The sequence below is a fragment of the Natranaeroarchaeum sulfidigenes genome, assembly GCF_017094485.1.
In the GTDB taxonomy this organism is placed as follows: Archaea; Halobacteriota; Halobacteria; order Halobacteriales; family Natronoarchaeaceae; genus Natranaeroarchaeum; species Natranaeroarchaeum sulfidigenes.
This window is the reverse complement of the sequence record NZ_CP064786.1, coordinates 2967824-2994426: the sequence shown is the minus strand read 5'-3', so window position 1 is coordinate 2994426 and position 26603 is coordinate 2967824. Positions and strand designations below refer to the sequence as shown.

The window sequence follows — 26603 nt, the reverse complement described above, 5'->3', positions numbered from 1 at the left end:
ACTCCGGTTTTTCTCGACTCAACCGCGGAGTACCGGCTTTTGACTGGTACAATAACGCGAAGAGTACCCTGTGCTACTCGGCGGCTTCGGTCGTCGCGACAGGAGCGATCGTGATCTCCATCTCGACACCCTCGACGTCCCATGTCTTCTCGTATCCGTCCTCGACGTCTCCGATCTCGTCAGCACGCACTTCCTCAGCGATCAGCTCATCGTGCTCTCTGACGAGTTCCGCAATACGATCGTCAGCGATCTCGACGTCGAGGCGGATCCGCTCTTCGATGTCCAGATCCATTTCCTTGCGCATCTCCTGGACTCGCCGGATCACCTCGCGGGCGTAGCCCTCGCTTTCGATGTCCTCGGTGAGGGTGGTGTCGACGTAGACGACGCCGAGGTCGTCGCCGTTGCGGCTGAACGCGGTCCCCGTGACGCCCTCGGGCGTCTCGGTGACGAACTCGACCATCGCGTCAGTCAGTGACTCGCCCTCCAGGACGTCCGCGACGGCGGCTTCGAGTACATCGAGACTTGGCTCGTCGACGCGAGACTCGTTGAGGGCGTTCATAACCTCGCCCGCGCGGCCGCCGAAGGCCGGGCCGAGTTCGCTCATGTCCGCTTCGGCGCTGTAGGCGAGCTCGCCCCAGTCCTCGCCGACTCCGACGAGTTCGATCTCACGGGCGTTGAGCCGGTCGGCGAGCAGATCGCGGTGACGTTTGATGGCCTCCACGGCGCGGTCGTCATCCGCTGCGACGACCACACGGGTGACCGGCCAGCGGAGCTTTCGTTCCGCCTGTTGGCGGGCGTTCGACCCCGCCTCTTCGACGGCCCGCAGGAGCGCCACGTCGGTTTCTAACTGCTCGTCGGCCCAGTACTCGTCGGCCTCGGGCCAGTCGAGCGCGTGAACGGTGTCCTTGCCGGTGTCGCCGGTGAGGGTCCGGTAGATCTCTTCACTGACCAGCGGGGCGGCGGGCGCGAGCAGACGCACGACCGTCTCCAGAACCTCGTAAAACGTTGCGTAAGCGGCCTGCTTGCTCGCCGATCCCTGCTCGTCCCACATTCGCTCGCGGACGACCTGGATGTAAAAGCGCGAGACGTCCTCGACGACGAACTCCAGCAGTGCGTCGATCGCTCGGTCCTGTCGGTACTCGTCCCACGATTCGGTCATCTCCGTGACGACGCTCTGTAGCCGGGCGAGCACCCACTCGTCGACGAGATCGAGATCGTCATCGACGTCTTCGAGGGTCGTTTCTGCTGGATCGAACCCATCGAGACGCATATACTCCAGCGGGAACCGGAACACGTTCCAGAGGATGTTCAGGTTGCGCTGCATGCTCTCGGTCTCGTCCCACGAGAAGCGCATGTCCTCGCCCTGCGGGTTGACCGACAGGAGGAACAGGCGCATCGGGTCCGCGCCGTACTCCTCGATTACCTCGTCGGGCTCGACGGTGATGCCTTTGGACTTGGACATCCCGCGCCCGTCGGGCATGTTGGCGTAGCCGTGCATCACGACGTCGTTGTACGGAATCTCGCCCATCGCCGCGGTGGCCATGCCGAGCTGTGACCAGAACCAGCCACGGGTCTGGTCGTGGGCCTCGATGATGAGGTCGGCGGGCCAGAGCCGGTCGAAGTCAGTATCGTTGCTCGGGTAATCGAGGGTCCCCCACGTCGCGACCGAGGAGTCGAGCCAGACGTCGAAGACGTCGGGGACACGGCGATACGTCTCGCCGTCCTCCGTGATCGTCAACTCGTCGACGGTGCCCTTGTGCAAGTCGACGCTCTCGGGATCGATCTCCTGATCGACACGCTCGGCCAGTTCTTCCCGGTCGCCGATCACGATGGCGTCGTCCATGTCGCCGCTCCAGTTCTCCGGAAGCCAGATCGGCACCGGAATACCCCAGTAGCGCTGGCGCGAGACGTTCCAGTCCGGTGCGTCCTCGACGAAGTCACGGAAGCGGTTGTCCCGTGCCCACCCGGGATACCACTCGCTGTCCTCGATGTTGTCGAGCAGCTCGTCTTTGATGTCGGTGACTGTGATGAACCACTGGTCAGTGACGATCTGGATGATGCCGGTATCACAGCGCCAGCAGTGGCCGTAGCTGTGGTGGGTCTCACCGGAGTGCAACATTGCACCGCTGTCCTGAAGGTCGTCTATGATCTCCTCGTCGGCGTCCTTGACGAACTCGCCCGCGTATTTTCCTGCCGCAGCGGTGTAGACGCCATCTCCGCCGACTGGGCAGAAGATGTCGAGGCCGAGTTCGCGCCCGCGCTCGAAGTCCTCCTCACCGTGGCCGGGTGCGGAGTGGACGAGTCCCGTCCGGTCGGCCTCGACGTACTCAGCAGTGTACACCTGAAAAGCGCCATCGCCGCCGGGATGGTCGACGTTCTCGGCCAGTGGATGCTCGTACTCCCACCCGACCATCTCCTCGCCGGTGACCTCGTCGACGACCTCGTAATCCTCGTAGCCACCTTCCCGAAGGACGTCCTCCACGCAGGCCTCGGCGATGTAGAGTGTCTCTTCCTTTCCATCTCTCTCGGCGCGGACGCCCTGATAGGTCAGCTTCTCGTCGACCGCGACGAAGGTGTTCGCCGGGATCGTCCACGGCGTCGTCGTCCAGATGACGAGCTGGCCATCGCGATCTACGAGATCGAACTTCACGTAGAGCGAGGGATCGGTGACGTCCTCGTACTCGACCTCGTTGTTGGCGATCGCAGTTTCACACCGGGGACACTGTGAGATCGAGCGCTGGCCCTGCTCGACGAGCCCCTTCTGGTGGGCCTGCTCGAAGCCCCACCATGCCGCTTCCATGTACTCCGGGTTCACCGTCTTGTAGGGGTCGTCCCAGTCCATCCAGACGCCGAAGGACTTGAAGTCGGATTCGAGCCCCTCCAGCTGTTCGTCGGCGAACTCCTTGCACTCCTCGATGAAGGCTTCCTCGCCGAACTCCTGGATGTCCTTTTTGTTCTCGAAGCCCAGACGCTCCTCGACTTTCGTCTCGATCGGCAGGCCGTGCATATCGTAGCCCGGCCGGTCGGTGACGTCGTAGCCGGACATCCGGAGATAGCGAATGTAGGCGTCTTTCAGCGTCTTGTTCCACGTCGTGCCCATGTGGGCCGCACCGGAGGTGTACGGTGGCCCATCGACGAAAAAGAACTCTTCGGCCCCTTCACGCTCGGCTTTCGCTTTCTCGTAGGCGTCGACGTCCTCCCAGTACTCGAACGCGCGGTCTTCTACCGCGTCCGGATCGTACTGGTCGTCGACTTCCCGAAATCTATCCATACACGGCCTATCTCACTCCGAAAACAAAGGGCAATCGGTACGACCGGCGACGCTCGGGCCCTTCTCTCAGAGCTGTCGAACCGCGGGCATCAGCTTTCCGTAACCGAGCATGTACACGCCCGCGTACAGAAAGAGGATTCCCATTCCGGCGAGCCAGAGTGCTGCCATCGTCTCACCGCTCAGCAGATAGGAGAGGCTCTGTAGCTCCGCCAGCAGACCGAGGCCTGTGATCACGACCGCAAGCAGCAGGTACGCGACCAGTTCGACGAGTACATCCAATTGCATACCGCATCAAACTCCCCGATCCGATATGGGTCTTTCTGTCGGTGATGCTTTGTCCGATCGCTCCTTCCCGAACCATTATGCTCGAGTTCCCGGACTCCTGTAACGTCCTCGAACCGAACTGTCAGCGGTGTCCTGCCCTCGCCGACTCCCGGGAGTGCATCTCGTGGGGAACCGGCCCGCTCGACGCCAGCATCGTTGTCGTCGGCGAAGCGCCCGGCGCGGGGCTGTCGCCCGGAGAGGCCCCAACGAGCGATGGCGCGGCGGCAACTGGACGGGCAAGGCGTTCACGACGCGTCATTCCGGCCAGCGAATCAGACGACTGCTCGCCGATGCGGGCTACGGCAACGACGCCTATTACACCAACGCGGTCAAGTGCTTCCCGGAAGGCGATGACGGTTCGAACCGCGAACCGACAGACGAGGAGCGGGCGACCTGTCGCACTCATCTCGAAACCGAACTCGACGAGATCGATCCCGGCGTGATCGTGCCCGCCGGCAAACACGCCACGGCGTCGGTCTTTGCCCTCGCTGATCGGTCGCTCGATGGGTTTTTAGACTGTGTCCTCGACCCAGTCGACCCAGCGAGCATCGACCCCGCTGTCCTGCCGGTTCTGCATCCCTCATATCAGGACGTCTGGATCGCCCGGCTCGGTTACGAATCCGACGAGTACGTCACGACGGTCGCCGAGCGTCTGGACGAGTTCGTCGGGTGAGATCGAACACCTCGAAAGTTTTCGTCTTTAGCTACAAAAACTGTAGTGTAACGCTACATAATCAGTAGTTCCATACTTCGAAATCTGTAGCATACGGATACCGGAACTATTTCCACGTCGATGCTGGCCCCGTGGTTGTCGGATCGACAGGCAGCCCGCAGCCGGCTGGACAACGTTTTTGCTACCGGCCGCCGACATGTGGGATATGAGCGAGGACTGTATCTTCTGTGCGATCATCGACGGCGAGATCCCGAGCAGAACGGTCTACGAGGACGATGAGACGCTGGCGTTTCTGGACGCCAACCCGCTTTCGCCCGGCCATACGCTCGTGATCCCGAAAGCACACCACGAGACGCTGAACGACCTGCCAGAGGATCTGGGTGCGGAGGTGTTCGACACGCTTCATTACCTCGTCCCGGCCGTCGAGGACGCCGTCGGGGCCGACGCCTCCAATGTCGCCTTTAATAATGGCGCGGAAGCCGGACAGGAAGTCCCACACGTTCACGGTCACATCATCCCCCGGTTCGAGGATGACGGCGGCGCGCCGGTTCACGCTATCGCGGGACAGCGCCCTGATCTTTCAGAGGAGGACCTCGACGATATCGTCGAAGATATCAAAGCCCGCGCCTGATCCGCGGGCGGTCGCTGCCCCGAACGAAAACGCGTTTAACGTCGGCCGGAGTTCAATCGGGTATGATCCTCAGCGGACGCCACTCCCAGTCGCTCGCGGCCGAACTGGCCGAGCTACTCGACGAGCTGCTCGCCCCGGTCGCGTTCGACCGGTTTCCGGACGGCGAGGTGATGGCGAGCATCGGCGACGTGACACCGACCAGTACCGACCGCGCGATCGTCGTGGCCTCGACGCCGACCAGCGACGCACACCTCGAACTCCTCCAGTTGCAGGACGCCGCCCGTGAAGCCGGGTTCGACGACGTCGTTACTGTCCTCCCGTACATGGGCTACGCACGGCAGGATCGAGCGTTCAATCCGGGCGAACCTGTCTCCGCCCGCGCTGTCGCCCGCGCGATCAGCACTGGTGCCGACCGAGTGCTGACGATCGACCCACACGAGGAAGACGTCTGTGACTTCTTCGAGCCGACTGCTACCTCGGTCAGCGCGGCAGGACGACTGGCCGAACCGCTCCCCGATGATCTCGCTGATCCGCTCTTTCTCTCGCCCGACGCCGGTGCGATCGACCTCGCCGAGACGGTACAGGAGACCGCCGGAACGGGGGCAATCGATTACTTCGAGAAGACCCGGCATTCGGGGACCGAGGTCGAAATCTCGCCGAGCGATGCGAGTGTCGAGGGGCGGGACGTGGTGGTCGTCGACGATATAATTGCCACCGGTTCCACGATGAGCGAAGCCGTTGAGATCCTTCACGAGCGTGGCGCGAACCGGGTGTTCGTCACCTGCGTCCACCCTCTGCTCGCCGAAAACGCCGTGACGAAGCTCTCGCGTGCCGGGGTCGACGCGATCTACGGCACTGATACGATCGAGCGCCCCCATAGCGCGGTCAGCGCCGCCCCAGCGATCGCCGACGCGCTCGAAGAGCAGTTCTGAGGGCCGAGCGTTTATATGTGATCGGGCGGCCAGAGTCGCTGTGCTCTAGCTACGACAACACGACGGCGGTCTGCGCGGCTGTGCGACACGCCGCGTCGTGTCCTCGACGTGTCGCCTGTTTGCCCGCAACTCGCGACGCAACTCTCTACAGCTCGCCGAGCGCCGATTCGACCTCGTCGTAGTCGGGGAACTCGGGCCACTTCCCGGCGACCCACGCGTACTCGACAACCCGCTCCTCGTCGAGCAGAAAGACCGCAGGGCGAGGCTCGGAGACACCTGTCATCCCGTCCAGATCGTGCGGGACGCCGTACTCGACGGCGACGGTATTGTTCGGATCGCTGAACAGCTCGTAGTCGATCCCACGCTCCTCGATCAGCCGCCTGTGGGCGTACGGGTCGGAGATCGAACAGCCGACGATCCGCACGTCGTAAGTCTCGTCCCACGCCCGGTCTCGAAGCTCTTTCCAGATGTAGGTCGCGGGGAACGCGCCGTCCATCGGGTAGAAGACGAGGAGGACCGGTCCCCCGTCAGTCAGCTCCGAGAGCGACCGGTCCTCCCAGAACTCGTCGTTCACGAGCGGGCGCGTGAAATCCGGTGCGGTCTCACCCGTTTCGACGTGCTCGCGGTCTGGCAACTGGACGACGTCGAAATCGAGATCGACCATCAGGTATCACCCCCGTACATTCCTTCGAGATACTCGACGATGTTGGCGCTCTCGGACATCGTGACGCCCGTTCGCTCGTCGACGAGTGCAGGAACCGACCGCTTCCCGCTCACCCGTTTGACCACGTTCCGGTCGGAGTGCATCGGCTCGACGAACCGGGAGCGGTAGTCGAGGTCAAGGTCGTCAAGCGTCCGGATCACCCGCTCGCAGAACGGACAGGCCTGTAATCGATACACGGTAATCGAGGGGTCGCTCATACTGGGCGGTTCGGTCGCGGCAGGCAAAACGCTGGCGTCGGCATCACCGTGGTCAGCGCACAAGAGTTAATTCACCCGACAGTCAACGTATCCGAACATGGTGTTCCCTCTTTCGTCGATTCTCCAGTCATCTGTGCTCGCGTTCTCCCTGTTCGGTGTCGAGTTCACGGACTCGACGGTCACCCTCGTCGGTATCACGACGCTGGTCATACTGATGGGTCTGTCTGCCTTCTTCTCATCTTCGGAGATCGCAATGTTCGCTCTTCCGGAGTATCGGACCGACGTGTTGGTCGATGAGGGTCGACGTGGTGCCTCGACGCTCAAACAGCTCAAGGAGGACCCCCACCGGCTACTCGTAACCATTCTGGTCGGGAACAATCTAGTCAACATCGCGATGTCCTCGATCGCGACCGCCCTGCTGGCCCTGTATCTCAGTCAGGGGGCGGCGGTCGCGGCCGCGACGTTCGGGATCACTGCCGTCGTCTTGCTGTTCGGCGAGAGCGCCCCGAAGTCATACGCGGTCGAGAACACCGAGTCGTGGGCGTTACGGATCGCACGGCCGCTCAAATTCTCCGGTTATCTCCTCTTGCCCCTGGTGGTCACGTTCGACGTGCTCACGCGGCAGGTGAACAGGCTCACCGGCGGGCAGGCAGCCATCGAGTCCGGCTACGTTACTCGTTCGGAGATTCAGGAGATGATCGAGACCGGGGAACGGGAGGGGGTCATCAAGGAGGAAGAACACGAGATGCTCCAGCGGATCTTCCGGTTCAACAAGTCGATCGCCAAGGAAGTAATGACGCCGCGACTCGATATGACAGCGGTACCGGTCGACGCGGATGTCGACGAGGCGATCCAGACCGCCGTCCAGAGCGGCCACGCACGCGTACCGGTGTACGAGGGGAGCCTCGACAATGTCGTCGGTGTCGTCCACATCCGTGATCTCGTCCGCGACGTCAACTACGGCGAGGCAGACCTGAACGATCTCGACCTCGAAGATCTGATCAGCCCGACCCTGCACGTTCCTGAATCGAAAAACGTCGATGAGTTGCTGACCGAGATGCGCGAGGAACGAATGCACATGGTGATCGTGATCGACGAGTTCGGGACGACGGAAGGCCTGATCACGATGGAGGATATGGTCGAAGAGATCGTCGGTGAGATTCTCGAAGGCGGTGAAGACGAACCGATCGAGTACGTCGAGAGGGGCGCAGTCGTTCAGGGCGAGGTCAATATCCACGAGGTCAACGAAGCGCTGGAGATCGATCTACCTGAAGGGGAGGAGTTCGAGACCGTCGCCGGCTTCGTGTTCAACCGTGCGGGGCGACTCGTCGAGGAAGGAGAGCAGATCGAGTACGATGGGATCCGAATCACGGTCGAGGAAGTCGAGAACACACGAATCAAACAGGCTCGTCTGGAGGAGTTAAAAGCCGAGACCCACAATGACGATGGGGACAAAGACAACGACGAGTAGCTCACAGTAGGAGATCGACCACCGAGAACGCGCCAAAACCGATGACGATCGCTCCAACCAGCGAAGCAACCCAGGCGAACACCGTGTAGGCCATCTTGGACCGACTGACGCCGCCATCGCCGGCAGCGTAGCCGCTCCCGATGATCGAACTGACGATGATCTCGTTGAACGAGACTGGAATACCGAAGAGCACGGCGGTCTGTGCGATCGCAAAGGAGGGGATCAGCGCAGCGATCGATCGACGTGGTCCGAGCGAGGAGTAGTCCTGGGCGATCGCCTTGATCATCCGTGGTGCGCCGGTCCACGAGCCGATAAGAAGCCCGACTCCGCCGCCGACGAGGATTGCTGTGATCGAGATGCCCTGTGGCTCCAGTAGTGGGAGCAGTGGACCGATTGCCAGTCCCACCTGACTGCCGCCGGCCGAGAAGGCAACCAACCCACCCATGACCAGCAAGAACCGTCGCTCGCCCCGTTCGGCGCTTTCCTCCATCTCGCGGAACAACAGCCCGGCGGCGAGAAGGGCCAGCACGAACGAGACGAGGATCGACCCGGCAAGCGCTGGTCCGGGGACGTATTCGCCAAGCGTCGCAGCAAGCGTCGCACCCTCGCCGGATGGGCCAAGCACGACGAACTCGATGTTCGCGAGAATCAGTCCGACCAGTCCGGCGAGTGTGGAGACGGCGTATCGCTCCGATATCGACTCGTTCCGGAGGAGTTTCGCGGTTCCGTAGGCGATTCCCCCGCCCACAAAGGGTGTGAGTACCCACAGCGTGGTAATTTCTACGTACTTCGCCCACGCCGGATCGCCGCCCATCGCCAGTCCGACGCCGACGACCGCCCCAGTGACGGTAAACGCCGTCGCTATGGGGTAGCCGGTGAAAACCCCGATTGCCACGAGCGTCGCGGCGATGATCAGCGCGAGTGTCGCCGCAGTCGCGGACAGCGTCACGTCGCCGGCGATCAGCTCCCGACCGACCGCCTCGGAGACGTTTGCTCCCTGCAAGACAGCACCCGCAAACCCGAGCAAGCCGACGAAAAAGCCCGCCCGCATCACGGATACCGCGTTGGCACCGACTGCGGGTGCGAACGGGGTCGAACCACTCGAGCCGGCACCGATCGCCCAGGCCATAAAGAGGCTCGCCAGACACGCAATAACCAGCGTTGCCAGCGTCGCGGCGTCGACCATCTACTCCGGGCTTACCGGTGGGTGATATAAGTGTCTACCGTCATACGTACTGTGCTTCGACCAGCCACGGCAGAACCGTGTCTCGATGACACGCGCCTCGATCCAGGGCACGAGGACTTCTGCGAGTCTATCGTGAGCTTCATCATACGATAGTGGAGACATCGAATCGCCGCGCTGGCCGCGGTACGAGCCGAACTGCGTGTGGTTGACGTCCGGCAGCCGCTCGCTCGTGGTCGCAGGTGGCAGATCCGCGTTACTGGCACGATAGTCCTCCCAGTCGAGCACGGTATCCGCGCTTCCGGTGACACTGAGGACGGCGATATCACGATCGCTGATGTCGTCGTTGCAGTAGGAGGCAAACATGAGCAGCCCGTCGACGTCCGTCTCGGCGGCGTAGCTGCAAGCCGCGACACCCCCAAGCGAGTGGCCGCCGACGATCCACGTCTCGATCTGGGCTTCGTCTGCGCGAATATCGTCCGCGGCGTCGGCATCGAGCAGCGCGACGTTCAGCGGCATCTCGGCGATGTAGACCGTGGCGTTTGCCTCGGTAACGAGCGGTGCGAGCGATCGGTAGTACGCGTTCGGCGCAACCCGTGCGCCCGGATAAAAAACGACGCCGATCTCGGAGTCACCGTCGGCGGGGGAGAGCACGCTGACTCCATCGGCCGTCTCGACGTCGACGCGCGGGTCGTCCTGCACGGACTGGATAGACGCCTCCGACCCCTCGTATGGCGTCGAGAAGTAGAGGACGACACCGCCACCGACGAGCGCGACGACCAGCACGAGGATGACTGCGATCCGTTTCCACATACCGGATACGCGAGCGGTAGGAGTAAAAAGATCGCTGTCAGGTCAGTTCCGTAGTGCTGACGCGCCGAGTTTCACGAGCCGATAGCCGGCGTAGACGACCGAGGCAAAGACGGCGACGAACACGAGCAGTCCAGCCGCGATAACTGGACCGCTGGCTGGCTCTCCGTAGTCGGGATCGGAGTTACAGTCCCCACAGCCCCCTGACTCACACGATCCATGCGAGTGATCCTCGTCGTCGAGGAGGTCGATCGCCTCGCTGAGCTCCTGGCTGCCTTCGAGGGTGGCCTGCTCGTCGGGCTGGATGGGGCTCAGATCGACAGCCGCACCGTTCGCCCCTGGTTCTCCGGTATCCTCTTCGGTCGCCCTCCCATCGGGGCCGCCGATGTCGATGGTGACGCCGTCCCCCTCGAAGATCTCGGGTGCCTGCTCCCGAAGACTCTCCAGCCCCGCCTCGATCTGTGCCTGATCCTGATGGCCTTCGGCGTACTTGGCGAGTTCGTCGGCCAGCTCCTGTGCACGGTCCGCGCGGGCGGTCTCGACGTAGGCTCTCACCGCATCGAACATCCCCCGGCCGAGCCAGTGTTCGAAGATCGGGTTATCGTGTGCCGATTCCAGCGCTCTGAGCCGGTCGAGCTTGTCTTCGCCCGCCTCGATGTCGGCATCGAAAAACGACGCCCGGGCGGAATAAAACGTCGCGACGGCTGCCCAGGTTGCGCTCGTCGGTGTCTCCAGTCGATCGTGGTACTCCAGGGTCTTGCGGCCCCAGTGTTCGATCCGGCTGTAGTCGGCCTGTTCGAAGCTCGCACGGGTCGCGTTGGCTGCCGCGATCGGGAGCCAGCGAGCGATCTCCGCCTCGACCGCCGGATACTGTTCGGCGAGGGCTTCGATCCGCGCGATTCGGCGTTCGATCGCCTCGACGTCCTCGCTGGCGGCATCGACGTTGGTGTGCCCGGCAAGCACGCCCGCGAGACCGACCGCGACGTCCCGGTCGGGATGCGCACTGTAGAGATTCTCCGCCCGGGAGAGGTACTCGGCGTCGCCGAGATACCGCTCTGCGTGGGCGTAGCCGTGCATGACCGCGGCTGCGACCTCGGTCACCTCGTGGCGGTCGTAGATCGCTTCGAGTCGGTCGAGCAACGGCCCGATCCGTCCGGACTCCTCGGCTTTGCCGTACGCGTGGATCGTCTCCGCGGTCGCCTGCGCGAGCGGTCCGGCGATCGTCGGTTCCGACCGTGTCGCGTACAGTTCCTCGATGGCCTCCCGGTGGCTCTCGATTCGTTCCGGGTCGATTCCAGTCTCGTAGATGTCATCGCGTGCGTCCACCGCGGTCGCGTTTGCCCGTGCCGCCGCGAGGTGAATGTCGATGTCGGCGTTGGGGTGTTCTTCGTGGAGCCGTTCCAGTCGATCTAGCATCTTCGTTTCCTCGTCGAACTCGCCCCGACTGCCGTACGCGTCGGCCAGTGCGACGAGCGCGTCGACCAGCCGGCCACGTTCGTCCTCGTCCAGTGCCTCGGTTGGCGTCCCCTCGAAGGACCCCACCTCCGATTCGAGCTCGCCGACAGTCCGGGTGTCGCTGTCAAACATCGGTCTCTCCGGTCGAATTCGCGTCCCTCGCACCTAAATACACGTTTCTCGGTTCGTTCAGCCGGCACCCAATACTTTTTACTGGTAGTGGCAGTGGTTGCAGTCAAAAACTGCACGGTAGACTGAGATCGGTGGCGAAAACGCCCGAACCGCCGATAGTTCTTTTCCACGCTCGTCCGTAGGCCACCCGTATGGAGAAGGTGCGCATTGACGACGTCGAGAACGAGCTGAGTCCGCTGGGCGTCCACAGCGTCCGCAAACCCGTTTCCGACACGCTCGGGACGACCGATTTCGCGATGAACTACTTCGAGCTCGAATCCGGTGAGTCGTTCTCGGGCGGCCTGCACGCCCACCACGATCAGGAGGAGGTGTTCTACATCGAGGCGGGGGTCGCGACGTTCGACGTCGGTCTCGACCGCGAGCCAGTCGAGGTCGGGGCGGGCGAGTTGATCCGGTTCCCGCCGGGCGAGTTTCAGGAGGGGTACAACGACGGCGACGAGCGCGTGATCGGCTGGGCGCTTGGTGCGCCGGGTGCGACCCACGACTGGGATGCCCTGCAGTCCCGGCTTTACTGTCCAGCGTGTGAGGCCGAGACCACCCAGGAGACGCGGCTGGTCGACGACGAGTTTCAGTTCACCTGCACCGAGTGTGGGGCCGAGCTGCCCTAGAGGTGCTCCGCGATGTCCTCGGCGAAGTAGGTGAGGATCAGGTCCGCGCCGGCGCGTTTGATCGAGATCAGCGACTCCAGTGCGGTGGCTTCCAGATCGAGCCAGCCCCGGTCGGCGGCGGCCTGTAGCATAGCGTACTCGCCGCTGACATTATAGGCGGCGACGGGCCGGTCGAACTTCCGGTCGATATCCCGCACGATATCGAGATAGGGCAGTGCGGGCTTGACCATCAGGACGTCCGCGCCCTGCTCGACGTCTAAGGCGACCTCGCGGATCGCTTCCTCGGCGTTGGCCGGATCCATCTGGTAGTGTCGCCGGTTCCCGAACGCGGGTGCGCCGTCGGCGGCGTCCCGGAAGGGACCGTAGAAACTGGACTCGTATTTGGCCGCGTAGCTCATGATCGGCACGTCCTGGAAGTCTTCCCGATCCAACCCCTCGCGGATCGTTCCGACCATTCCGTCCATCATGCCACTCGGGGCGATCATATCCGCACCGGCCTCGGCCTGTGAGACGGCGATTTGCGAGAGCAGCTCCAGGGTCTCGTCGTTGTCGACGGTCAGCCGTGGCTCCTCGGCGGCGGCGTCTTCGAGCACGCCACAGTGGCCGTGGTCGGTGTACTCACACAGACAGAGGTCGGTGATGACGTAGGCGTCGGTTTCGGCCGTGATCCGCCGGGTCGCTTCCTGAATCACGCCGTCCTCGGCCCACGCCCGAGTGCCGCGGGCGTCTTTCGATTCCGGGATTCCAAAGAGAATGACGGCGCTGACACCCGTTTCGAGCACCTCCTCGACCCGGTCGACGGCTTCCTCAAGCGGGACGCGCTCGTGGCCCGGCATCGTCTCGATGGGGACGCGCTCGTCGGTCGTCGCGTCGACGAACACCGGCGCGATCAGATCGGCCGCCGCAAGCTCCGTTTCCCGAACGAGTTCGCGGATCCCGTCGCGGCGAAGTCGACGGGGGCGGTCTGTGAGGTCCATACCCGGGCTTGGTTCGGCGAGCGCAAAATCCCATCGGCTCCTGGCTGCAGGAGAGCCGAGATCAGCCCCGAGGGCCGGAACCTCACCCGCGGAACAGCCGGACGATCTCCGTTTCGACGTCCGACTCGGTTGCGACGACGTAGGACTGGCCGGGGTCGAGTCTCGTCCCGGCACCGGCAGTCGCGTTGCCGTCGGCCCCGGAGACGATGATACTTCCCTCCGGGAGCGTGATCTCGCCGAGCGTCCGGCCGGCGACGGGCGCCGATTCGGTCACTTCGATCACCAGGATTTCCAGGTCGCCGACCATGTCTTCGAGCGCCCGGACGCCGGAGTCAACGGCGTTCGCTGCGATCCGTGCCCCGGCCTGTTCGGGAAACACTGTCGAATCGACGAGATCCCCGTACTCGTCGCTATCGTCTTCCAGCCGTCGCATCACGGTCCGTATTGGCGAACCGTACTGCCTGGCGGTCAGACAGACGGCGAGGTTCGTCCCGAGGTCAGCGGTCAGGGCCGCAAGCACGTCCGCACTCTCCAGGTCCGCCTGCCTGAGTATCGAGGGACGCGTCGCATCACCGTTGATCACCGTGGCGATATACTCGTCGGCGATGCGATCGCTCCGTTCCGGGTCCTGCTCGATGACGGTGATATCGTGCCCGCGGTTGTCGAGTGTCTGTGCGGTGCGGAGGCCAACCCGGCCGCCGCCAACGATCACAACGTCGAGGTCTCGTGTGCTCATGGATTGTACTGTGTCTCAGTCATCGAGTGTCTGTGGGTCGGTCTGGGGCTCATCCGAGGTGATCTTTCCGCCGCCGAACCCGGTGCGTTTCAGCAGGAAGAACGCCCCGACACCGAGCGTGAGCCATCCCGCCGCAAGTACTCCGGTCACGGGATCCCTGACGACCAGGAACCCGGCGATGCCGATGTTGAAGACGATGCCGAGAATCGGCGGCACTGGATACAGCGGCATCTCGTAGGGCCGGTTCATGTTCGGGCGCTCGCGGCGGAGTTTGATCACCGCCGCGTTCACCGCGACGAACGCCAGCAGGAAGAACAGACTCGACAGGTTGCCGACCATCTGAATCGGGAGGAACACCACCGATAACAACATCACGGCGGCACTGATGACGACACCGAGTGCAGGGGTTCCGAACCGGTGGTGAATCTGTCCGACGCGGGACGGGAACAGCCGATCACGCCCCATCGCGAAGGCGACACGGCTGGAGGCGATCACGACCGCATTCAGTGCGGTAAGCGTCGAGAAGACCGCACCGAACCAGATGAGCGTCGAACCCGGTCCGAGAACCGGAATTTCGGGCATGAACTCCCCGGCGGCGCTGGCGATAGCCGTCTCCCCCTGCGCCCCGAGTCGATCGGCACTGAGGGTTCCGACCGCGACCACGACGACCGCGAGGTAGACGATAATGGTGCCTGCGAGTGCCAGAAAGATCGCCTTCGGGATGTTCTCGCGTGGGTTTTCGACTTCCTCGGTCACGGTCGAAATGAGATCGTATCCCTGGAACGCGATGAACGTCAGCCCCATGGCGGGGATAATCGCACCGACGCCCTCGGGGAACACCGGGGTGTACTCGCCGGTATCGATTGCGAACGCTCCGAACGCGGAGAACACGAGGAGAATACCGACCTTGATGATCGTCCCGACGGTTTCCGCCGCGCCGCTCGCAGCCGTCGAGAGGACGTTCAATACGATCAGCATGGCGACGACGCTGAACGCGTACAGCACGGTCCAGCTCGTAAGCCCGCCGAGTACCGAGCCAGCGGGGAAGCCGCTCCAGTAAATCTGGATCCACTCGATGAGGTTCGCAGCGAACCCAAGCGCGTACAGCGCACCCGCGATCATGTAGCCGAACCAGAGCATCCAGCCCATCTGGAAAGCAGCCACGTCGGAAAAGATCTCCTCGACGAAGGCGTATCCGCCCCCGCTCTTCGGGATCGCACTCGACAGTTCGGCGTAGGCCAACCCAGTGAACCCGGTGACGATTCCATTGAGGAAGAACACGAGGATCACCGCCGGACCGGTGATCTCCGCCGCGAGGCCGGTGAGCACGAACACTCCCGCACCGATCATCGCCCCCATCCCGATCATCGTCGCATCCAGCAGCCCCAGTTCGGCCTGCGGCTCCCGTGTCTGTTGCTCGGACATCGATTATAACACACTCGGAGCCATCGAGCGTAATCTATTGATATAATTGATCAAGCATAATAGTTTCCCCCATAGAATACGAAATAAATACCATACAAAGACGTATAAGGACGATACCTGCCACGTGCGTACTTTCTTTTGAATTGGCAAGAAAAGATAGGGCATGAGCTCCTTTCAACCTTCCAACGGGCCACTCCGTGTCGTCCTCGTGGGGAGTGGACGCACGGGACTCAGGACAGCCCGGATACTGGCCGAACACGACCACGATGTCGTCGTCGTCGAGCGCCGGGACGATCGAGTACAACTGCTCGAAAACGAGTACATCGCCACGGTGATCCACGGTGATGCGACGCGTCCCTCGGTACTCAGACAGGCGGATCTGGAGAGCGCGGACGTCATCGCGGGGCTGACTGATACCGAAGGGACGAATCTGGCCGCCTGTACGATAGCGAGGGAGACGAACCCGTCCATTCGAACGGTCATGCGGACCACTCACGACGGCTCGGAATACGGCGAGTTCGTGGATGCCACGTTCACCCCCGAAGAATCCGGAGCCGGTGCCGCGGCCAGCGCGATCGAGACGGGCGTCCGAACGCTCAAGGCGACGGTCGGTGACGTTCGGATCCTCGAAATAACGGCGGGATCGGCCGCACCTGTTGCCGGTCGAACACTGAGTGAGGTGTCGCTTCCGAGGGGGAGCCTCGTGATCTCGGAGAACGACTCCGACTCGATCGCGGGTCCCGACACGGAACTCGTTGCCGGGCGTCAGTACATTCTCGCTACCGAGCCGGCTGTCGCCGACGAGGTAGTCAACCTGTTCCGTGGGTGACGAGCGACGGCATCGTAGAGCGGGACGCGCTCGTCGGTCGTCGCGTCGACGAACACCGGCGCGATCAGATCGGCTGCCGAAAGCTCCGTCTCACGGACGAGTTCGCGGATCCCGTCGCGGCGAAGCCGACGGGGGCGGTCTGTGAGGTTCATACCCGGGCCTGGTTCGGCGGGCGCAAAATCCCATCGTTCGCTCGGCAACGGATTTATTGACTGAGAGAGGACGTATCTGAAAGCCTTTAAGCGACCGGCCCACCTCCCATCGAATATGAGTCAGGCTACCAAAATCGTCGTCGGAACGATCGGTGTCACGGGCGTGCTCGCTGTCGCATTGATCCTGCAGAACCTGCTCGCCTGATGTTCCAGGTACGTGATCTCCCAGACGATCTCGATGCTGTCCGCGACGCGCACGCCCCGGCGGCCATCGTCGTCGACGCCGCGTCGGATTTCAAGACGGTCCCGTCCGCACAGGCCGAGGATCTGGGCCTGATCGTCGACGCGCTCGACCCCTACACCGCTCCCGCCGAGTGGCTTCCCGAGGACGTGCCGACGGTGCTTCGCCGGTATGCCGGGTCGGACTTCACGATCGGGCTGCCCGGCGACGGGAGCGTCGCATGGACTCACCAGACCGACCCACCTGTCGTCATCGTCAAGCCCCGGGTACAGGGCTCTCCCGAGGACTTCATTGATTTCCTGATCGCTGAAGCGCTCGTCGAGGTTGGCCTCGACGCCCCCGAGGGTTTTCTGGGGTTCTTCGGTGAGGAGTATCGCGCGCTCGACGATGCTGTCGACCTCGGCCCGAACAGTACGTATCAGATCGCCGCCGCGCTGTACGACGGCTGGCTCGGACTGCAGACACGGGACGTCTTCGCGGAGTGGCTCGACGTCCACCCACGGCTGGGCGAGGCGTGGCAGGACGCCGGCGAGCGGATCGAGGGGCGGCTTTCTGGGCTCCCGAGTGCGATGGCCCACGGCGATACCGACTTCGCCGATGCGACCGAGCTCGCCTGCAGTTCGATCAAACACGCGCTGGAACTTCCAGCGCCGTACACGGCACTCGATACCGACGTGTACCGGGATCGGGGAGCCGAGTACGCGGTTGCGTGGGCAGAAAAGACGTTCGAGCAGCGCTGACTCCGCTCAGAACTCGACTGTCGTCTCGCCGTCCTCGTTCAGATCGATCACGCCAGCGAACTGCTCGCGGTAGCTCTCGAGCACTTTTTGCGGGTGGACCTCCTTGGAGAGGTGGAACAGGCCGACAGCGTCGTGATCGTCAAGTAATCCGAGGAGCCGCTCCACTGCTTCCTGTGCCGGTTCCTCACCTGCGTAGTATGCCAACTCGGTAATCGAGTCGAGCGTGATCCGGAGCTTGCCGTCGTGGGAGTCGAGGAACTCCTCGGCCTTCTCGATGATCCCGTCCAGATCGTCCGGTGCGCCGACGTAGTGGACCGACTCGCCGGTTCGGCGGGAGTAGCCTCGTTCGACACTGAGTGTGTCGAGGATTTCGGCACGCGTCTCGTCGACGTCGTAGTACTCCAGTTTCTGTTTGACCTCACGGGCAGTGGTTCGGGTGGAGATAACGAGGAAGTGATCGGTATCGGTCTTCAGAAAGTCGGTGTCGATCCGATCCGTTTCACCGGTGCTGGGATGAAGCAACAGTACGCCGGTGCCGCCGGGGATCGTCTCCGGCGCACCGTCAACTGCGAGCGCGTAATCCATGTATGTCGAAAACTGGTGAATCGTCTTAAGGTTGCGGGTAACGGCGGTTCGGTTGTCGTGTCCTTGTGGGATCTCGGCAGGTACTGTCCGTCCCGCTCACTGCTCTCTCGGCAGGACCTCCTCGTCTTCGAGGACGGTCTGTAGCTCCGCGAAGCTCTCCACGACGACCTCGCAGGACGGCTCGACGGCCGCTTTCGGCTCGAAGCCGACAGACAATCCGGCGACTTCGAGCATCGGGAGGTCGTTCGCGCCGTCGCCGACCGCGATCGTATCGTCCATCTCGACGTCCTGTCGCTCTGCAAGGGTTGCCAGCGCGTCATCCTTGGTTCCCTCGATCAGCGGCCCCTCGGCCGCGCCGGTGAGGACGTCGTCCTCGACCGGAAGCCGGTTGGCGACGATCTCGTCGACTGCGACGCCCTCCCGGGAAAGCGCTGCGGCGACACCGCGCTCGAAGCCGCCAGTGAGGATGGCGGTATAGATGCCCGCCTCGTTGAGTCGGCGGATCGTCTCGGCGGCGTCCTCGCGGAGACGAACCTCGTCGAAGGCGGCCTTGACCTTCTCGTCGGGGAGGTCTTCGAGTAGTGCGGCCCGGCTCCGGAGACTCTCTGCGTACTCGATCTCGTCGTTCATCGCCCGTTCGGTGATCTCGTCCATCTCGTCGGCGACGCCATATTGGTCCCCAAGCAATACCGTCATCTCCGAATCCGACAGGGTTCCATCGAAGTCGAACGCGACAATTGTCATTGATGGTCGTTCGCGTACCGGGACTGAAAAGGGACCGATTTCGATCGCGGCGATGAAGAAAGCGTTATCCCTACTCCGAGCAATCCCTCGGGCATGAAGGTACTCGTAACAGACCCCATCGCGGATGCCGGACTCGACCGGATCCGTGAATCGGGCCACGAGGTCGAAACGGCCTACGATGTCGAGGGTGAGGCCCTGCTCGAAGCGGTTGCCGACGCGAACGGGCTAATCGTCCGCTCGGGCACCGATGTCACCGAGGAGGTCTTCGCCGCAGCCGAGGACCTCGTCATCGTCGGTCGCGCCGGGATCGGCGTCGACAACATCGATATCGACGCGGCCACGGATCACGGCGTGATCGTCGCCAACGCCCCCGAGGGTAACGTCCGGGCGGCCTCTGAACACTCGGTCGCGATGGCATTTGCGACGGCTCGCTCGATCCCGCAGGCACACCAGCGCCTCAAGAACGGCGAGTGGGCCAAGGGTGACTACCTCGGCACCGAGGTCAACGGCAAGACGCTCGGCGTCGTCGGACTCGGCCGTGTCGGTCAGGAAGTCGCGAAGAAGCTCTCCTCGCTGGGGATGGATCTCGTCGCGTACGACCCGTATATCAGTCAGGAACGGGCCGAGCAGATCGGGGCGGAGTTGGCCGAACTCGAGGACTGTCTCGAACGCGCTGATCTATTGACGGTCCACGTCCCGTTGACCGACGAGACCGAAAACCTGTTAAGCGACGACGAACTCGCCAAACTCGAAGACGGCTACCTGATCAACTGTGCCCGTGGCGGCGTCGTCGACGAGGCCGCACTCGCCCGTGCAGTCGACGAGGGCGTCATGGCCGGGGCGGCAGTCGATGTCTTCGCGGAGGAGCCCGTCACTGCCGATAACCCGCTGCTCGACGTCGAGGACGTCATCGTGACGCCACATCTGGGTGCGAGCACCGAGGCTGCTCAGGAGAACGTCGCCGTCTCGACTGCGGATCAGGTCGTCGCCGCGTTCCACGGGGAACCCGTAATCAACGCGCTGAACGCACCGTCGATCGACGAGAGCGCCTTCCCGCGCGTCGAGCCGTATCTCGATCTGGCCGACACGGCTGGAAAGGTCGCCGCACAACTGCTCGGCGACCGAATTTCAGCGATCGAAGTCGCCTACGAAGGTGAGATCGCCGAGGAGGACGTCGATCTCGTGACCGCAAGCGCACTGAAAGGCGTCTTCGCGCCGCTGGAGTGGCGCGTCAACGCGGTCAATGCCCCCTCGATCGCCGAGGAGCGTGGCATCGACGTAACCGAATCCAAGAGCCGACAGACAGAGGACTTCCAGAGTCTCGTCGCGGTGACCGTCCGCGATGGTGACGAGGAGATCACTGTCGAGGGGACGCTGTTCGCAGGCGAGGACCCCCGAATCGTCCGGATCGACGGCTACCGCGTCGACGCAATCCCCTTCGGTCACATGCTGGTCGCCCGCAACGAGGATGCACCCGGCGTGATCGGCTACATCGGTAGCGTACTCGGCGATCACGACGTCAACATCGCCGGAATGTTCAACGCCCGCGAGACGATCGGCGGCGAGGCACTGTCGGTGTACAACCTTGATCAGGGAATCCCCGAGGAACTCCGACAGGAGCTCGAAGACGACCCACGCATCATCGAGATCCGCCAGATCACACTCGACGGCCGGGACGACTGAGCTCTGTCGTTTATTCCTCTCTTAATCCCGATTAATAAGGTCCGTCACTGTTTTTATGCTGGGCTATAAATCGGAAGGAGACGACACCTATGGCCCACGCCTTCGAGCCGATGACTGTGCTGCTCGTCGATCCGATCGACGAGCTTGGGCCGCTTTCGCGTGCACTCAGTGAGACTGATGAAACGATCACCGTCGAGACCGTTTCGTCCGTCGATGAACTCGACACGACCACCATCGAGCCCGACTGTCTGGTTGTTATCGATTATCGGACCAGGGGTGTCGACGGAATCGATCTCATGCATGCGGTTCACGAGGAACTTCCCTCGGTCCCAGTTGTTATCCACTCCATCGATCCAACTGCGTACTACGTCACCAACGCGCTGGCAGCAGGTGCGACCGACGTGATCTGTACTGGACCGGAAAACAGGATCGATACGGACCGTCCCGTCGTGACCGTGCGTCGGATTCGCCACGCAGCGGGCAAAGGAGAGTCGTTCCAGACCGACACCGAACTGCTCGATTCCGTGATGCAGCATCTCCCACATCAGGTGTTCATCAAGGACGATGTCGGCCGGATCGCCGCGATCAGCGATGTCTCCGTTCGTGAACACAAGCCCGATCGCGAGCAGCTAATCGGGATGACGGATTACGATCTGTTCGATCCGGAGACCGCACGTGCCCTGCGCGAGCAGGAAGACGAGATTATGGCGACCGAGGAGCCGATGATCAACAACGTCGAGCAGTTCGTCGACGACGAGGGGAGAGAGCGGTGGGTCAACACAACCAAGGCTCCACGATACGGCCCCAACGGAGAGGAAGTCGTCGGCATCATCGGCACTGCACGGGATATCACCGAACAGAAACGTAACGAGGAGATGATGAACGCCCTCCACGTTGCGAGCCGCGAACTCGTTTCCGCGACGACCGAGAACGGTGTCGCCACGACTGCCGTCGAGATCGCCAGAGACATCCCTGATCTTCCCGTTCTCGACGTGTTGTTCGCCGATTCGACCGATGGTTCCCTGCGGATCGCCGCGACCAGTCGCGCCGACGATACGCCGTCGATTTACGATCGTTACACCCAGTGGTTCGATCGCGCCTACGAGACCGACGAACTGCAGTTTATCGTTCAACTCTCCGGGGGGAGCGCCTCATCGGTCGTCGGGTACGCGGAATCGGAGGCGGCCAGGGGGGTCGACCCGATCGCCGTTACGCTTCCACTCGGTAATCACGGCGTCCTCGGATTCGGGTCGACGAATGACACCCTCAGCGAGTTTAGTATCGATCTCATGGAAGTGCTCGCGGCAAACGCCGAAGCCGCGCTGGACCGTATTGCTCGCGAAGACGCCATCCGACGGCGTGAGCGCGAGTTGGCCAGACAGAACGAGCGGCTACAGGAGTTCGCCAGCATCGTCAGCCACGACCTCCGCAACCCGCTGTCGGTCGCACAGGGGTACGCGGAGATGTTCGACACCACTGATGAGAGCGCCGAACAGGTCCAGTGGGCGCTCGGCCGCATGGAACAACTCACGGACGAACTGCTGACGCTCGCTCGCCAGGGCCAGATCATCGGTAATACGGAGCAGGTTTCGCTCCGGGCGGTTATCGAGGACGCATGGCAAAGCGTCGACACTGACGGCGCTGTACTCGACGTTCGCGAGAGTGTCAGCTTCGAGTCCGATCCCGCGAGAACGGCCGAACTGTTCGAGAACCTGATCAGAAACGCGATCGAGCACAACTCCACGACTTCCGACTCGTCCGTCCGGATCTCCGTCGGCGTGCTCGAAGACGGGTTTTATCTCGAAGATGATGGCGTTGGCATTCCGGACGAAAACAAACCCAGTGTTTTCGATCAGGGGTTTTCCGACGGTGGCGGTACCGGGCTTGGCCTGTATATCGTCGAGACGCTTGCCGAGGCCCACGGATGGACTGTCGAAGTGACCGACGCGAAACACGCCGAAACCGGTGCTCGGTTCGAGTTCGTGGGGATAACGGATGACTGATCGACCCCCACTCGACGTGCTCCTCGTGGGGGCCTCCGAGACACTCGACCAGGTCGAGCGTGCGTTAGACGGCGTCGACGATGCAGCGACTGTCCAATCTGTCCCGGCCCCCGACGGGATCGCGGATCACGATCCCGACATCGCTGTGGTGTGTCACGATGCTGACGCCGGTATCGAGGGCACGAGCCAGCTATCGATGGTCAGGCTGCGACTTCCCGATGTTCCGGTCGTCGTCATAGCCAACGATCCCGGAACCGACTTCGTTTCCGAAGCGTTCGATACCGGTGCCGCCGATGTCATGTCGCTCCCGCCGGAGGTCAGGATCGACGAGGACATGCCGGTTGCGGCCGACCGGCGGCTTCGCTATGCTGCTGGCAAAGGTGGCGAGTTCGCCAGCGACAGCGAGCTGCTCGACTCACTGATGGAGTATCTACCACATCAGGTCTTTATCAAGGACGACCGCGGCCGGATCGCAGAAGCCAGTTCCATTGCGGCCGAAGAGTACGGACTTACCCGCGAACAGATGATCGGTCTCACCGATCAGGAGCTGTTCTCACCGGAGTACGCCCGTGATCTCTGGGCCGAAGAATCGGAGATCATGGAGACGGAAGACCCGGTTATCAATCGGACGGAACATTATACCGACGAGGCCGGATCCGATCGCTGGATCAACGTCACCAAAGCGCCGCGCTACGACAGCGACGATACAGTCGTCGGAATTATCGGAACGGCGGTCGACGTGTCGGATCAGAAGCGCCAGGAGCAGATGGTCAATGCCCTCCACGCGGCGAGTCGCGATCTGATGAGTGCCCAGTCCCGCGAGGAGATCGCTGAGATCGTCGTCGATATCGCGGACGACATCCCTGACCTCCCCGTCGTACAGGTATTACTCGTCGCCGATGACGGTGTCGAACCGGTCTGCACCGGGGAGACCGCGAACAGCTCTGCGGTATTCGATGCACAGAGATCGTGGTGCCAGCACGCGTTCGAGACCGGGGACTCGCAGTTTATCCATCTCCCATCCAACGATGCTGCCCCCGTCGTTCGAACGGAAACTGAGATCGAGGACGTCTCCGAGTTTGAACCGCACGTGGTCACTATCCCGCTGGGGGACCATGGCGTCCTCGGCTTTGGTGCGACCGGCGACTCGCTTGATGAGTTCGGAATCGATCTGGCCGACGTGCTGGCGGCCAACGTCGAGACAGCACTCTCACGCATGACCCACGAGGAAGCACTGCGCGCCCGCGAGCAGGAACTCGCCAGACAGAACGAACGACTCGAAGAGTTCGCCGGGATCGTCTCCCACGACATCCGCAACCCCCTCTCGATAGCAAAGGGGTATCTTCCGCAGACCGAGGTCGACGACGAGAGTAAAGATGAGATCCGTCACTCGCTCGACCGGATGGAGCGACTCACTGACGAACTGCTGACACTCGCCAAGAAGGGACAGGTTGTCGGCGAAACGACCCCCGTCTCGCTCGATGCGGTGGCTCGTTCAGCCTGGCAGGAGGTTTCGACACCAGGGGTCTCACTCGAAGTCGTTTCGGGGGACGCTCAGATCGAGGCCGACCGTGATCGTCTCGTCGAGCTGCTGGCAAACCTGTTCACGAACAGTGTCGAGCACGGCTCAGGGCCCACGGACTCGCCCGTCGTCATAACTGTCGGGACGACGCCAACCGGCTTCTTTGTCGAGGATGACGGACCGGGAATCCCCGAGACGGAGCGAGCGAAAGTGTTCGAGCAAGGGTATACAAACAGTGATACTGGAACCGGCTTCGGCCTCTATATTGTTCGGACGCTTGCGGAGGCGCACGGCTGGTCGGTATCGGTCGACGACGCCGCACTCTCGGACACAGGTGCTCGGTTCGAGATTGACACGACCGATAGGTAGTTCCCGACTCCCATGGAGGATAGTAACACGACAGTTTTTTATCATTGAATTATAGACATTAACCAGATCACTGGGGGTGATACGATTTCAGCAACCGTCCTTGTAGCCGATCCAGCGGGGGTACTCACACAGGTCGATCATGCGCTTGAGGGGCTGAGCGATGACGTGACAATCCGGCACGTCGACTCGATATCCGTGCCGGAGTCGGCCGATCCGGACTGTATCGTCGTTCCGGACTGTTCGGACGTCGACGGCATCGAGGCAGTTCGTCGGGTCAGTGACAACGTTGGGTCGGCTACGGTGGTTGCGGTTGCAGTCGACGCCTCGGATGGGTTCGCCCGCACGGCAAAACGTTCCGGTGCGGACGATGTCATCTGTCTCCCATCGAAGGACTGGACTGATGACACCTTTGTCGATCTCGTCGCGGAACGCCTCCTCCATGCGGCCGGGGAGATCGAGCCCTTTGCCGATGAAGCGGTGCTGCTCGATGACCTCCTCGATAATATCCCGCATCGCGTATTTGTCAAAAACGAATACGGCCAGTTCGCGGCGGTAAGCGAGGCGAAATCGGATCACTACGGTCTTTCACGCGAGGAACTGATCGGGCTCACGGACTTCGAACTCGCTCCTGACATCGGGATGGACCTCCGCCAGGAGGAAGTGGCGATCATGGAAACGGGCGAGCCGATCGTCAACAAGGTTGAGGAGTACACCGATGACGATGGTCGAAGACGGTGGGTCAGTACGACGAAAGCGCCGCGCCGCGACGATGGCGGTGAGGTCGTCGGTATAGTGGGCTCGACGCGCGACGTAACCGAACAACGTCGCCACGAGAAGATGCTCAATACCGTTCATACTGCCAGTCGTCGGCTCGTTGCGTCGGAGAGCCGGGACGAAATCGTCGACGTGGCGACCGAGATCCCGACCGCTGTCCCCGATATGCCCACTGTCGTCCTTGCTATTTCGGATGCTGGTGGGGAACTTTCGTTCGAGACAGCTCCTGGGGCTGGAATCGACTCTTTCGCGCAGTGTACGTCGACGCTAGAGGCCTCCTCTGAGCTCCGAGAGGCGGTCGCCGTGGAAGCCACCGAGGAACCCCGTCCATACGACACAGTCGACGAGCTCGATACGCCGGCCTGCGTCGCGTTCCCGCTTGGCCACCACGGTGCGCTCGGCGTTGTCGATACTGGGGAGGGTATCGACGAATCCGCGGTAGAGCTGGCCGAAGTGTTCGCTGCAAACGTCCGAACAGCCCTCGATAGTGCTGCGCGGAAAGAACGGCTGTCGAACCAGAACGAGCGTCTAGAGGAGTTCGCTGGAATCGTCTCTCATGACCTCCGAAACCCGCTTTCGGTCGCACAGGGCTATCTCGAACTGCTGGATGCCGATCCCGAGATTGTCGGGGAAATCGAAGCGGCGCTCGACCGGATCGACCGGATGAGCGATGACCTGCTGACGCTCGCGCGGGACGGCGAGATCGTCGGTGAGGTCGGTCCGGAGTCGATTGCGGACGCTGCTGCACTCGCGTGGGACACACTCGACACTGCGGAGGCGACTCTCGTCGTCGAAGACGATGTCGGAAGCATCAACGCCGATCGTGACCGGCTGCTCGAACTCCTGGAGAACCTGTTTTCTAATGCCGTAGAGCACGGCTCTACGAACCCTGCTTCGCAAGCTCAGCAGGATGCCGTGGAGCACAGCTACGCGAACCCTGCTTCGCACGCTCAGCAGGACGCCGTGGAGCATGGCTCCACGAGCCCTGACTCGTACACACCTCAGGAGGCCGAAGCACGAGACGCTTCGAGTCCAGCTTCGCAAGCTCAGCAAGACGCCACTCAACACAACCTGGGCGATACCGAGCACGTCCGGATCACCGTCGGCGGTCTCGAGGACGGTTTTTACGTCGCTGACGATGGGATCGGCATCCCGGACGACGAGAAAGAGGACGTATTCGATCGTGGCTACACGACCCACGAAGACGGTACCGGGTTCGGACTTCGAATCGTTGAAGTGATAGCGAGCGCCCACGGGTGGGAGGTTGATCTCGTCGACAGCGAGTCCGGTGGTGCGCGTTTCGAGATCAGAACCCGGTAGGCTGCTGTCTTCGGTTCTATACGACATCTCTC

General features: G+C 62.5%; 24 protein-coding genes and 1 pseudogene. 12 read left to right on the top strand and 13 right to left on the bottom strand.

Annotation, left to right across the window (positions count from 1 at the left end):
• Positions 1-73 precede the first annotated feature (73 nt).
• Both ileS and AArcS_RS15575 read right to left on the bottom strand, forming a co-directional pair.
• Positions 74-3271 (bottom strand): isoleucine--tRNA ligase, encoded by a 3198-nt coding sequence (gene ileS, locus AArcS_RS15580; protein WP_238478337.1) that lies wholly within the window; start codon positions 3269-3271, stop codon positions 74-76.
• Between the two features lie 66 nt (positions 3272-3337).
• Complete coding sequence (locus tag AArcS_RS15575) at positions 3338-3556, bottom strand: DUF8151 family protein (protein ID WP_238478336.1); 219 nt, start codon at positions 3554-3556, stop codon at positions 3338-3340.
• A 163-nt stretch (positions 3557-3719) separates the two neighbouring features.
• Between AArcS_RS15575 and AArcS_RS15570 the strand changes: the two genes are divergently transcribed.
• The 3 genes from AArcS_RS15570 (at position 3720) to AArcS_RS15560 (ending at position 5831) form a co-directional block, all read left to right on the top strand.
• Positions 3720-4268, top strand: a complete 549-nt coding sequence (locus AArcS_RS15570; protein WP_310736975.1) for a uracil-DNA glycosylase family protein — start codon at positions 3720-3722, stop codon at positions 4266-4268.
• A 205-nt stretch (positions 4269-4473) separates the two neighbouring features.
• Entirely contained in the window at positions 4474-4899 is a 426-nt protein-coding gene (locus tag AArcS_RS15565) for an HIT family protein (protein ID WP_238478335.1), read from the top strand.
• Positions 4900-4961: 62 nt separating this feature from the next.
• Positions 4962-5831, top strand: coding sequence for a ribose-phosphate diphosphokinase (locus AArcS_RS15560; RefSeq protein ID WP_238478334.1), 870 nt, complete (start codon positions 4962-4964; stop codon positions 5829-5831).
• A gap of 145 nt (positions 5832-5976) precedes the next feature.
• Here the strand turns inward: AArcS_RS15560 and AArcS_RS15555 are convergent, their stop codons facing one another.
• Together AArcS_RS15555 and AArcS_RS15550 are read right to left on the bottom strand one after the other, a co-directional pair.
• Positions 5977-6495, bottom strand: coding sequence for a redoxin domain-containing protein (locus AArcS_RS15555; RefSeq protein WP_238478333.1), 519 nt, complete (start codon positions 6493-6495; stop codon positions 5977-5979).
• Positions 6495-6752 (bottom strand): glutathione S-transferase N-terminal domain-containing protein, encoded by a 258-nt coding sequence (locus tag AArcS_RS15550; RefSeq protein ID WP_238478332.1) that lies wholly within the window; start codon positions 6750-6752, stop codon positions 6495-6497. The genes AArcS_RS15555 and AArcS_RS15550 overlap by 1 nt, the downstream gene beginning before the upstream one ends.
• Positions 6753-6849: 97 nt before the next feature.
• Here AArcS_RS15550 and AArcS_RS15545 point away from each other — a divergent pair, with 97 nt between their 5' ends.
• Entirely contained in the window at positions 6850-8223 is a 1374-nt protein-coding gene (locus AArcS_RS15545) for a hemolysin family protein (protein WP_238478331.1), read from the top strand.
• Between the two features lies 1 nt (position 8224).
• Here the strand turns inward: AArcS_RS15545 and AArcS_RS15540 are convergent, their stop codons facing one another.
• The 3 genes from AArcS_RS15540 to AArcS_RS15530 are packed head-to-tail and all read right to left on the bottom strand — an operon-like array spanning position 8225 to position 11803.
• On the bottom strand, positions 8225-9409 hold the full coding sequence (locus tag AArcS_RS15540) for an inorganic phosphate transporter (RefSeq protein ID WP_238478330.1): 1185 nt from the start codon (positions 9407-9409) through the stop codon (positions 8225-8227).
• Positions 9410-10219, bottom strand: a complete 810-nt coding sequence (locus AArcS_RS15535) for an alpha/beta hydrolase (RefSeq protein WP_238478329.1) — start codon at positions 10217-10219, stop codon at positions 9410-9412. It abuts the gene before it with no gap.
• Positions 10220-10261: 42 nt separating this feature from the next.
• On the bottom strand, positions 10262-11803 hold the full coding sequence (locus AArcS_RS15530; RefSeq protein ID WP_238478328.1) for a DUF885 domain-containing protein: 1542 nt from the start codon (positions 11801-11803) through the stop codon (positions 10262-10264).
• A gap of 191 nt (positions 11804-11994) precedes the next feature.
• On the opposite strand from AArcS_RS15530, the gene AArcS_RS15525 reads away from it, so the two are divergent.
• Complete coding sequence (locus AArcS_RS15525) at positions 11995-12471, top strand: cupin domain-containing protein (protein WP_238478327.1); 477 nt, start codon at positions 11995-11997, stop codon at positions 12469-12471.
• On the opposite strand, the gene hemB is transcribed toward AArcS_RS15525, so the two are convergent.
• The 3 genes from hemB to AArcS_RS15510 all read right to left on the bottom strand — a co-directional run bounded on the left by hemB (position 12468) and on the right by AArcS_RS15510 (position 15609).
• Positions 12468-13448, bottom strand: a complete 981-nt coding sequence (gene hemB, locus AArcS_RS15520; protein WP_238478326.1) for a porphobilinogen synthase — start codon at positions 13446-13448, stop codon at positions 12468-12470. The genes AArcS_RS15525 and hemB overlap by 4 nt on opposite strands.
• 82 nt (positions 13449-13530) lie before the next feature.
• Positions 13531-14184, bottom strand: coding sequence for a potassium channel family protein (locus tag AArcS_RS15515; protein WP_238478325.1), 654 nt, complete (start codon positions 14182-14184; stop codon positions 13531-13533).
• A 15-nt stretch (positions 14185-14199) separates the two neighbouring features.
• Complete coding sequence (locus AArcS_RS15510; protein WP_238478324.1) at positions 14200-15609, bottom strand: APC family permease; 1410 nt, start codon at positions 15607-15609, stop codon at positions 14200-14202.
• A gap of 163 nt (positions 15610-15772) precedes the next feature.
• On the opposite strand from AArcS_RS15510, the gene AArcS_RS15505 reads away from it, so the two are divergent.
• On the top strand, positions 15773-16438 hold the full coding sequence (locus tag AArcS_RS15505) for a potassium channel family protein (protein ID WP_238478323.1): 666 nt from the start codon (positions 15773-15775) through the stop codon (positions 16436-16438).
• Between the two features lie 17 nt (positions 16439-16455).
• On the opposite strand, the pseudogene AArcS_RS15500 reads toward AArcS_RS15505, so the two are convergent.
• Positions 16456-16590 (bottom strand): annotated as a pseudogene (locus AArcS_RS15500) (porphobilinogen synthase); the annotation flags it as partial.
• Between the two features lie 115 nt (positions 16591-16705).
• Between AArcS_RS15500 and AArcS_RS16025 the strand changes: the two are divergent.
• Positions 16706-16795, top strand: a complete 90-nt coding sequence (locus AArcS_RS16025; protein ID WP_434803487.1) for a hypothetical protein — start codon at positions 16706-16708, stop codon at positions 16793-16795.
• On the top strand, positions 16795-17571 hold the full coding sequence (locus tag AArcS_RS15495) for a DUF7089 family protein (protein ID WP_238478322.1): 777 nt from the start codon (positions 16795-16797) through the stop codon (positions 17569-17571). Before AArcS_RS16025 ends, AArcS_RS15495 begins: the two co-directional genes overlap by 1 nt.
• Before the next feature lie 6 nt (positions 17572-17577).
• Here the strand turns inward: AArcS_RS15495 and AArcS_RS15490 are convergent, their stop codons facing one another.
• Positions 17578-18156, bottom strand: a complete 579-nt coding sequence (locus AArcS_RS15490; RefSeq protein ID WP_238478321.1) for a DUF7090 family protein — start codon at positions 18154-18156, stop codon at positions 17578-17580.
• Between the two features lie 96 nt (positions 18157-18252).
• Positions 18253-18900, bottom strand: a complete 648-nt coding sequence (serB, locus tag AArcS_RS15485; protein ID WP_238478320.1) for a phosphoserine phosphatase SerB — start codon at positions 18898-18900, stop codon at positions 18253-18255.
• A 93-nt stretch (positions 18901-18993) separates the two neighbouring features.
• Between serB and serA the strand changes: the two genes are divergently transcribed.
• From serA to AArcS_RS15465, 4 genes are all read left to right on the top strand, one after another.
• Positions 18994-20583, top strand: a complete 1590-nt coding sequence (gene serA, locus AArcS_RS15480; RefSeq protein ID WP_238478319.1) for a phosphoglycerate dehydrogenase — start codon at positions 18994-18996, stop codon at positions 20581-20583.
• Between the two features lie 89 nt (positions 20584-20672).
• The gene (locus tag AArcS_RS15475) at positions 20673-22586 is read left to right on the top strand and encodes an ATP-binding protein (RefSeq protein ID WP_238478318.1); all 1914 of its coding nucleotides are present in this window, start codon (positions 20673-20675) and stop codon (positions 22584-22586) included.
• Complete coding sequence (locus tag AArcS_RS15470) at positions 22579-24477, top strand: sensor histidine kinase (RefSeq protein WP_238478317.1); 1899 nt, start codon at positions 22579-22581, stop codon at positions 24475-24477. The genes AArcS_RS15475 and AArcS_RS15470 overlap by 8 nt, the downstream gene beginning before the upstream one ends.
• A 165-nt stretch (positions 24478-24642) precedes the next feature.
• Positions 24643-26571, top strand: coding sequence for a PAS domain-containing sensor histidine kinase (locus tag AArcS_RS15465; RefSeq protein WP_238478316.1), 1929 nt, complete (start codon positions 24643-24645; stop codon positions 26569-26571).
• Positions 26572-26603: the final 32 nt, after the last annotated feature.

What these genes read in the sequence shown, in the direction of transcription:
- AArcS_RS15535 (WP_238478329.1), bottom strand. Translation starts at nt 10,219, where the DNA reads ATGTGGAAACGGATCGCAGTCATCCTCGTGCTGGTCGTCGCGCTCGTC.
- AArcS_RS15525 (WP_238478327.1), top strand. Translation starts at nt 11,995, where the DNA reads ATGGAGAAGGTGCGCATTGACGACGTCGAGAACGAGCTGAGTCCGCTG.
- AArcS_RS15530 (WP_238478328.1), bottom strand. Translation starts at nt 11,803, where the DNA reads ATGTTTGACAGCGACACCCGGACTGTCGGCGAGCTCGAATCGGAGGTG.
- serB (WP_238478320.1), bottom strand. Translation starts at nt 18,900, where the DNA reads ATGACAATTGTCGCGTTCGACTTCGATGGAACCCTGTCGGATTCGGAG.
- AArcS_RS15495 (WP_238478322.1), top strand. Translation starts at nt 16,795, where the DNA reads ATGTTCCAGGTACGTGATCTCCCAGACGATCTCGATGCTGTCCGCGAC.
- AArcS_RS15545 (WP_238478331.1), top strand. Translation starts at nt 6,850, where the DNA reads ATGGTGTTCCCTCTTTCGTCGATTCTCCAGTCATCTGTGCTCGCGTTC.
- hemB (WP_238478326.1), bottom strand. Translation starts at nt 13,448, where the DNA reads ATGGACCTCACAGACCGCCCCCGTCGACTTCGCCGCGACGGGATCCGC.
- AArcS_RS15470 (WP_238478317.1), top strand. Translation starts at nt 22,579, where the DNA reads ATGACTGATCGACCCCCACTCGACGTGCTCCTCGTGGGGGCCTCCGAG.
- AArcS_RS15575 (WP_238478336.1), bottom strand. Translation starts at nt 3,556, where the DNA reads ATGCAATTGGATGTACTCGTCGAACTGGTCGCGTACCTGCTGCTTGCG.
- AArcS_RS15560 (WP_238478334.1), top strand. Translation starts at nt 4,962, where the DNA reads ATGATCCTCAGCGGACGCCACTCCCAGTCGCTCGCGGCCGAACTGGCC.
- AArcS_RS15540 (WP_238478330.1), bottom strand. Translation starts at nt 9,409, where the DNA reads ATGGTCGACGCCGCGACGCTGGCAACGCTGGTTATTGCGTGTCTGGCG.
- serA (WP_238478319.1), top strand. Translation starts at nt 18,994, where the DNA reads ATGAAGGTACTCGTAACAGACCCCATCGCGGATGCCGGACTCGACCGG.
- AArcS_RS15490 (WP_238478321.1), bottom strand. Translation starts at nt 18,156, where the DNA reads ATGGATTACGCGCTCGCAGTTGACGGTGCGCCGGAGACGATCCCCGGC.
- AArcS_RS15565 (WP_238478335.1), top strand. Translation starts at nt 4,474, where the DNA reads ATGAGCGAGGACTGTATCTTCTGTGCGATCATCGACGGCGAGATCCCG.
- AArcS_RS15510 (WP_238478324.1), bottom strand. Translation starts at nt 15,609, where the DNA reads ATGTCCGAGCAACAGACACGGGAGCCGCAGGCCGAACTGGGGCTGCTG.
- AArcS_RS15550 (WP_238478332.1), bottom strand. Translation starts at nt 6,752, where the DNA reads ATGAGCGACCCCTCGATTACCGTGTATCGATTACAGGCCTGTCCGTTC.
- AArcS_RS15555 (WP_238478333.1), bottom strand. Translation starts at nt 6,495, where the DNA reads ATGGTCGATCTCGATTTCGACGTCGTCCAGTTGCCAGACCGCGAGCAC.
- AArcS_RS15515 (WP_238478325.1), bottom strand. Translation starts at nt 14,184, where the DNA reads ATGAGCACACGAGACCTCGACGTTGTGATCGTTGGCGGCGGCCGGGTT.
- AArcS_RS16025 (WP_434803487.1), top strand. Translation starts at nt 16,706, where the DNA reads ATGAGTCAGGCTACCAAAATCGTCGTCGGAACGATCGGTGTCACGGGC.
- AArcS_RS15505 (WP_238478323.1), top strand. Translation starts at nt 15,773, where the DNA reads ATGAGCTCCTTTCAACCTTCCAACGGGCCACTCCGTGTCGTCCTCGTG.
- ileS (WP_238478337.1), bottom strand. Translation starts at nt 3,271, where the DNA reads ATGGATAGATTTCGGGAAGTCGACGACCAGTACGATCCGGACGCGGTA.
- AArcS_RS15475 (WP_238478318.1), top strand. Translation starts at nt 20,673, where the DNA reads ATGGCCCACGCCTTCGAGCCGATGACTGTGCTGCTCGTCGATCCGATC.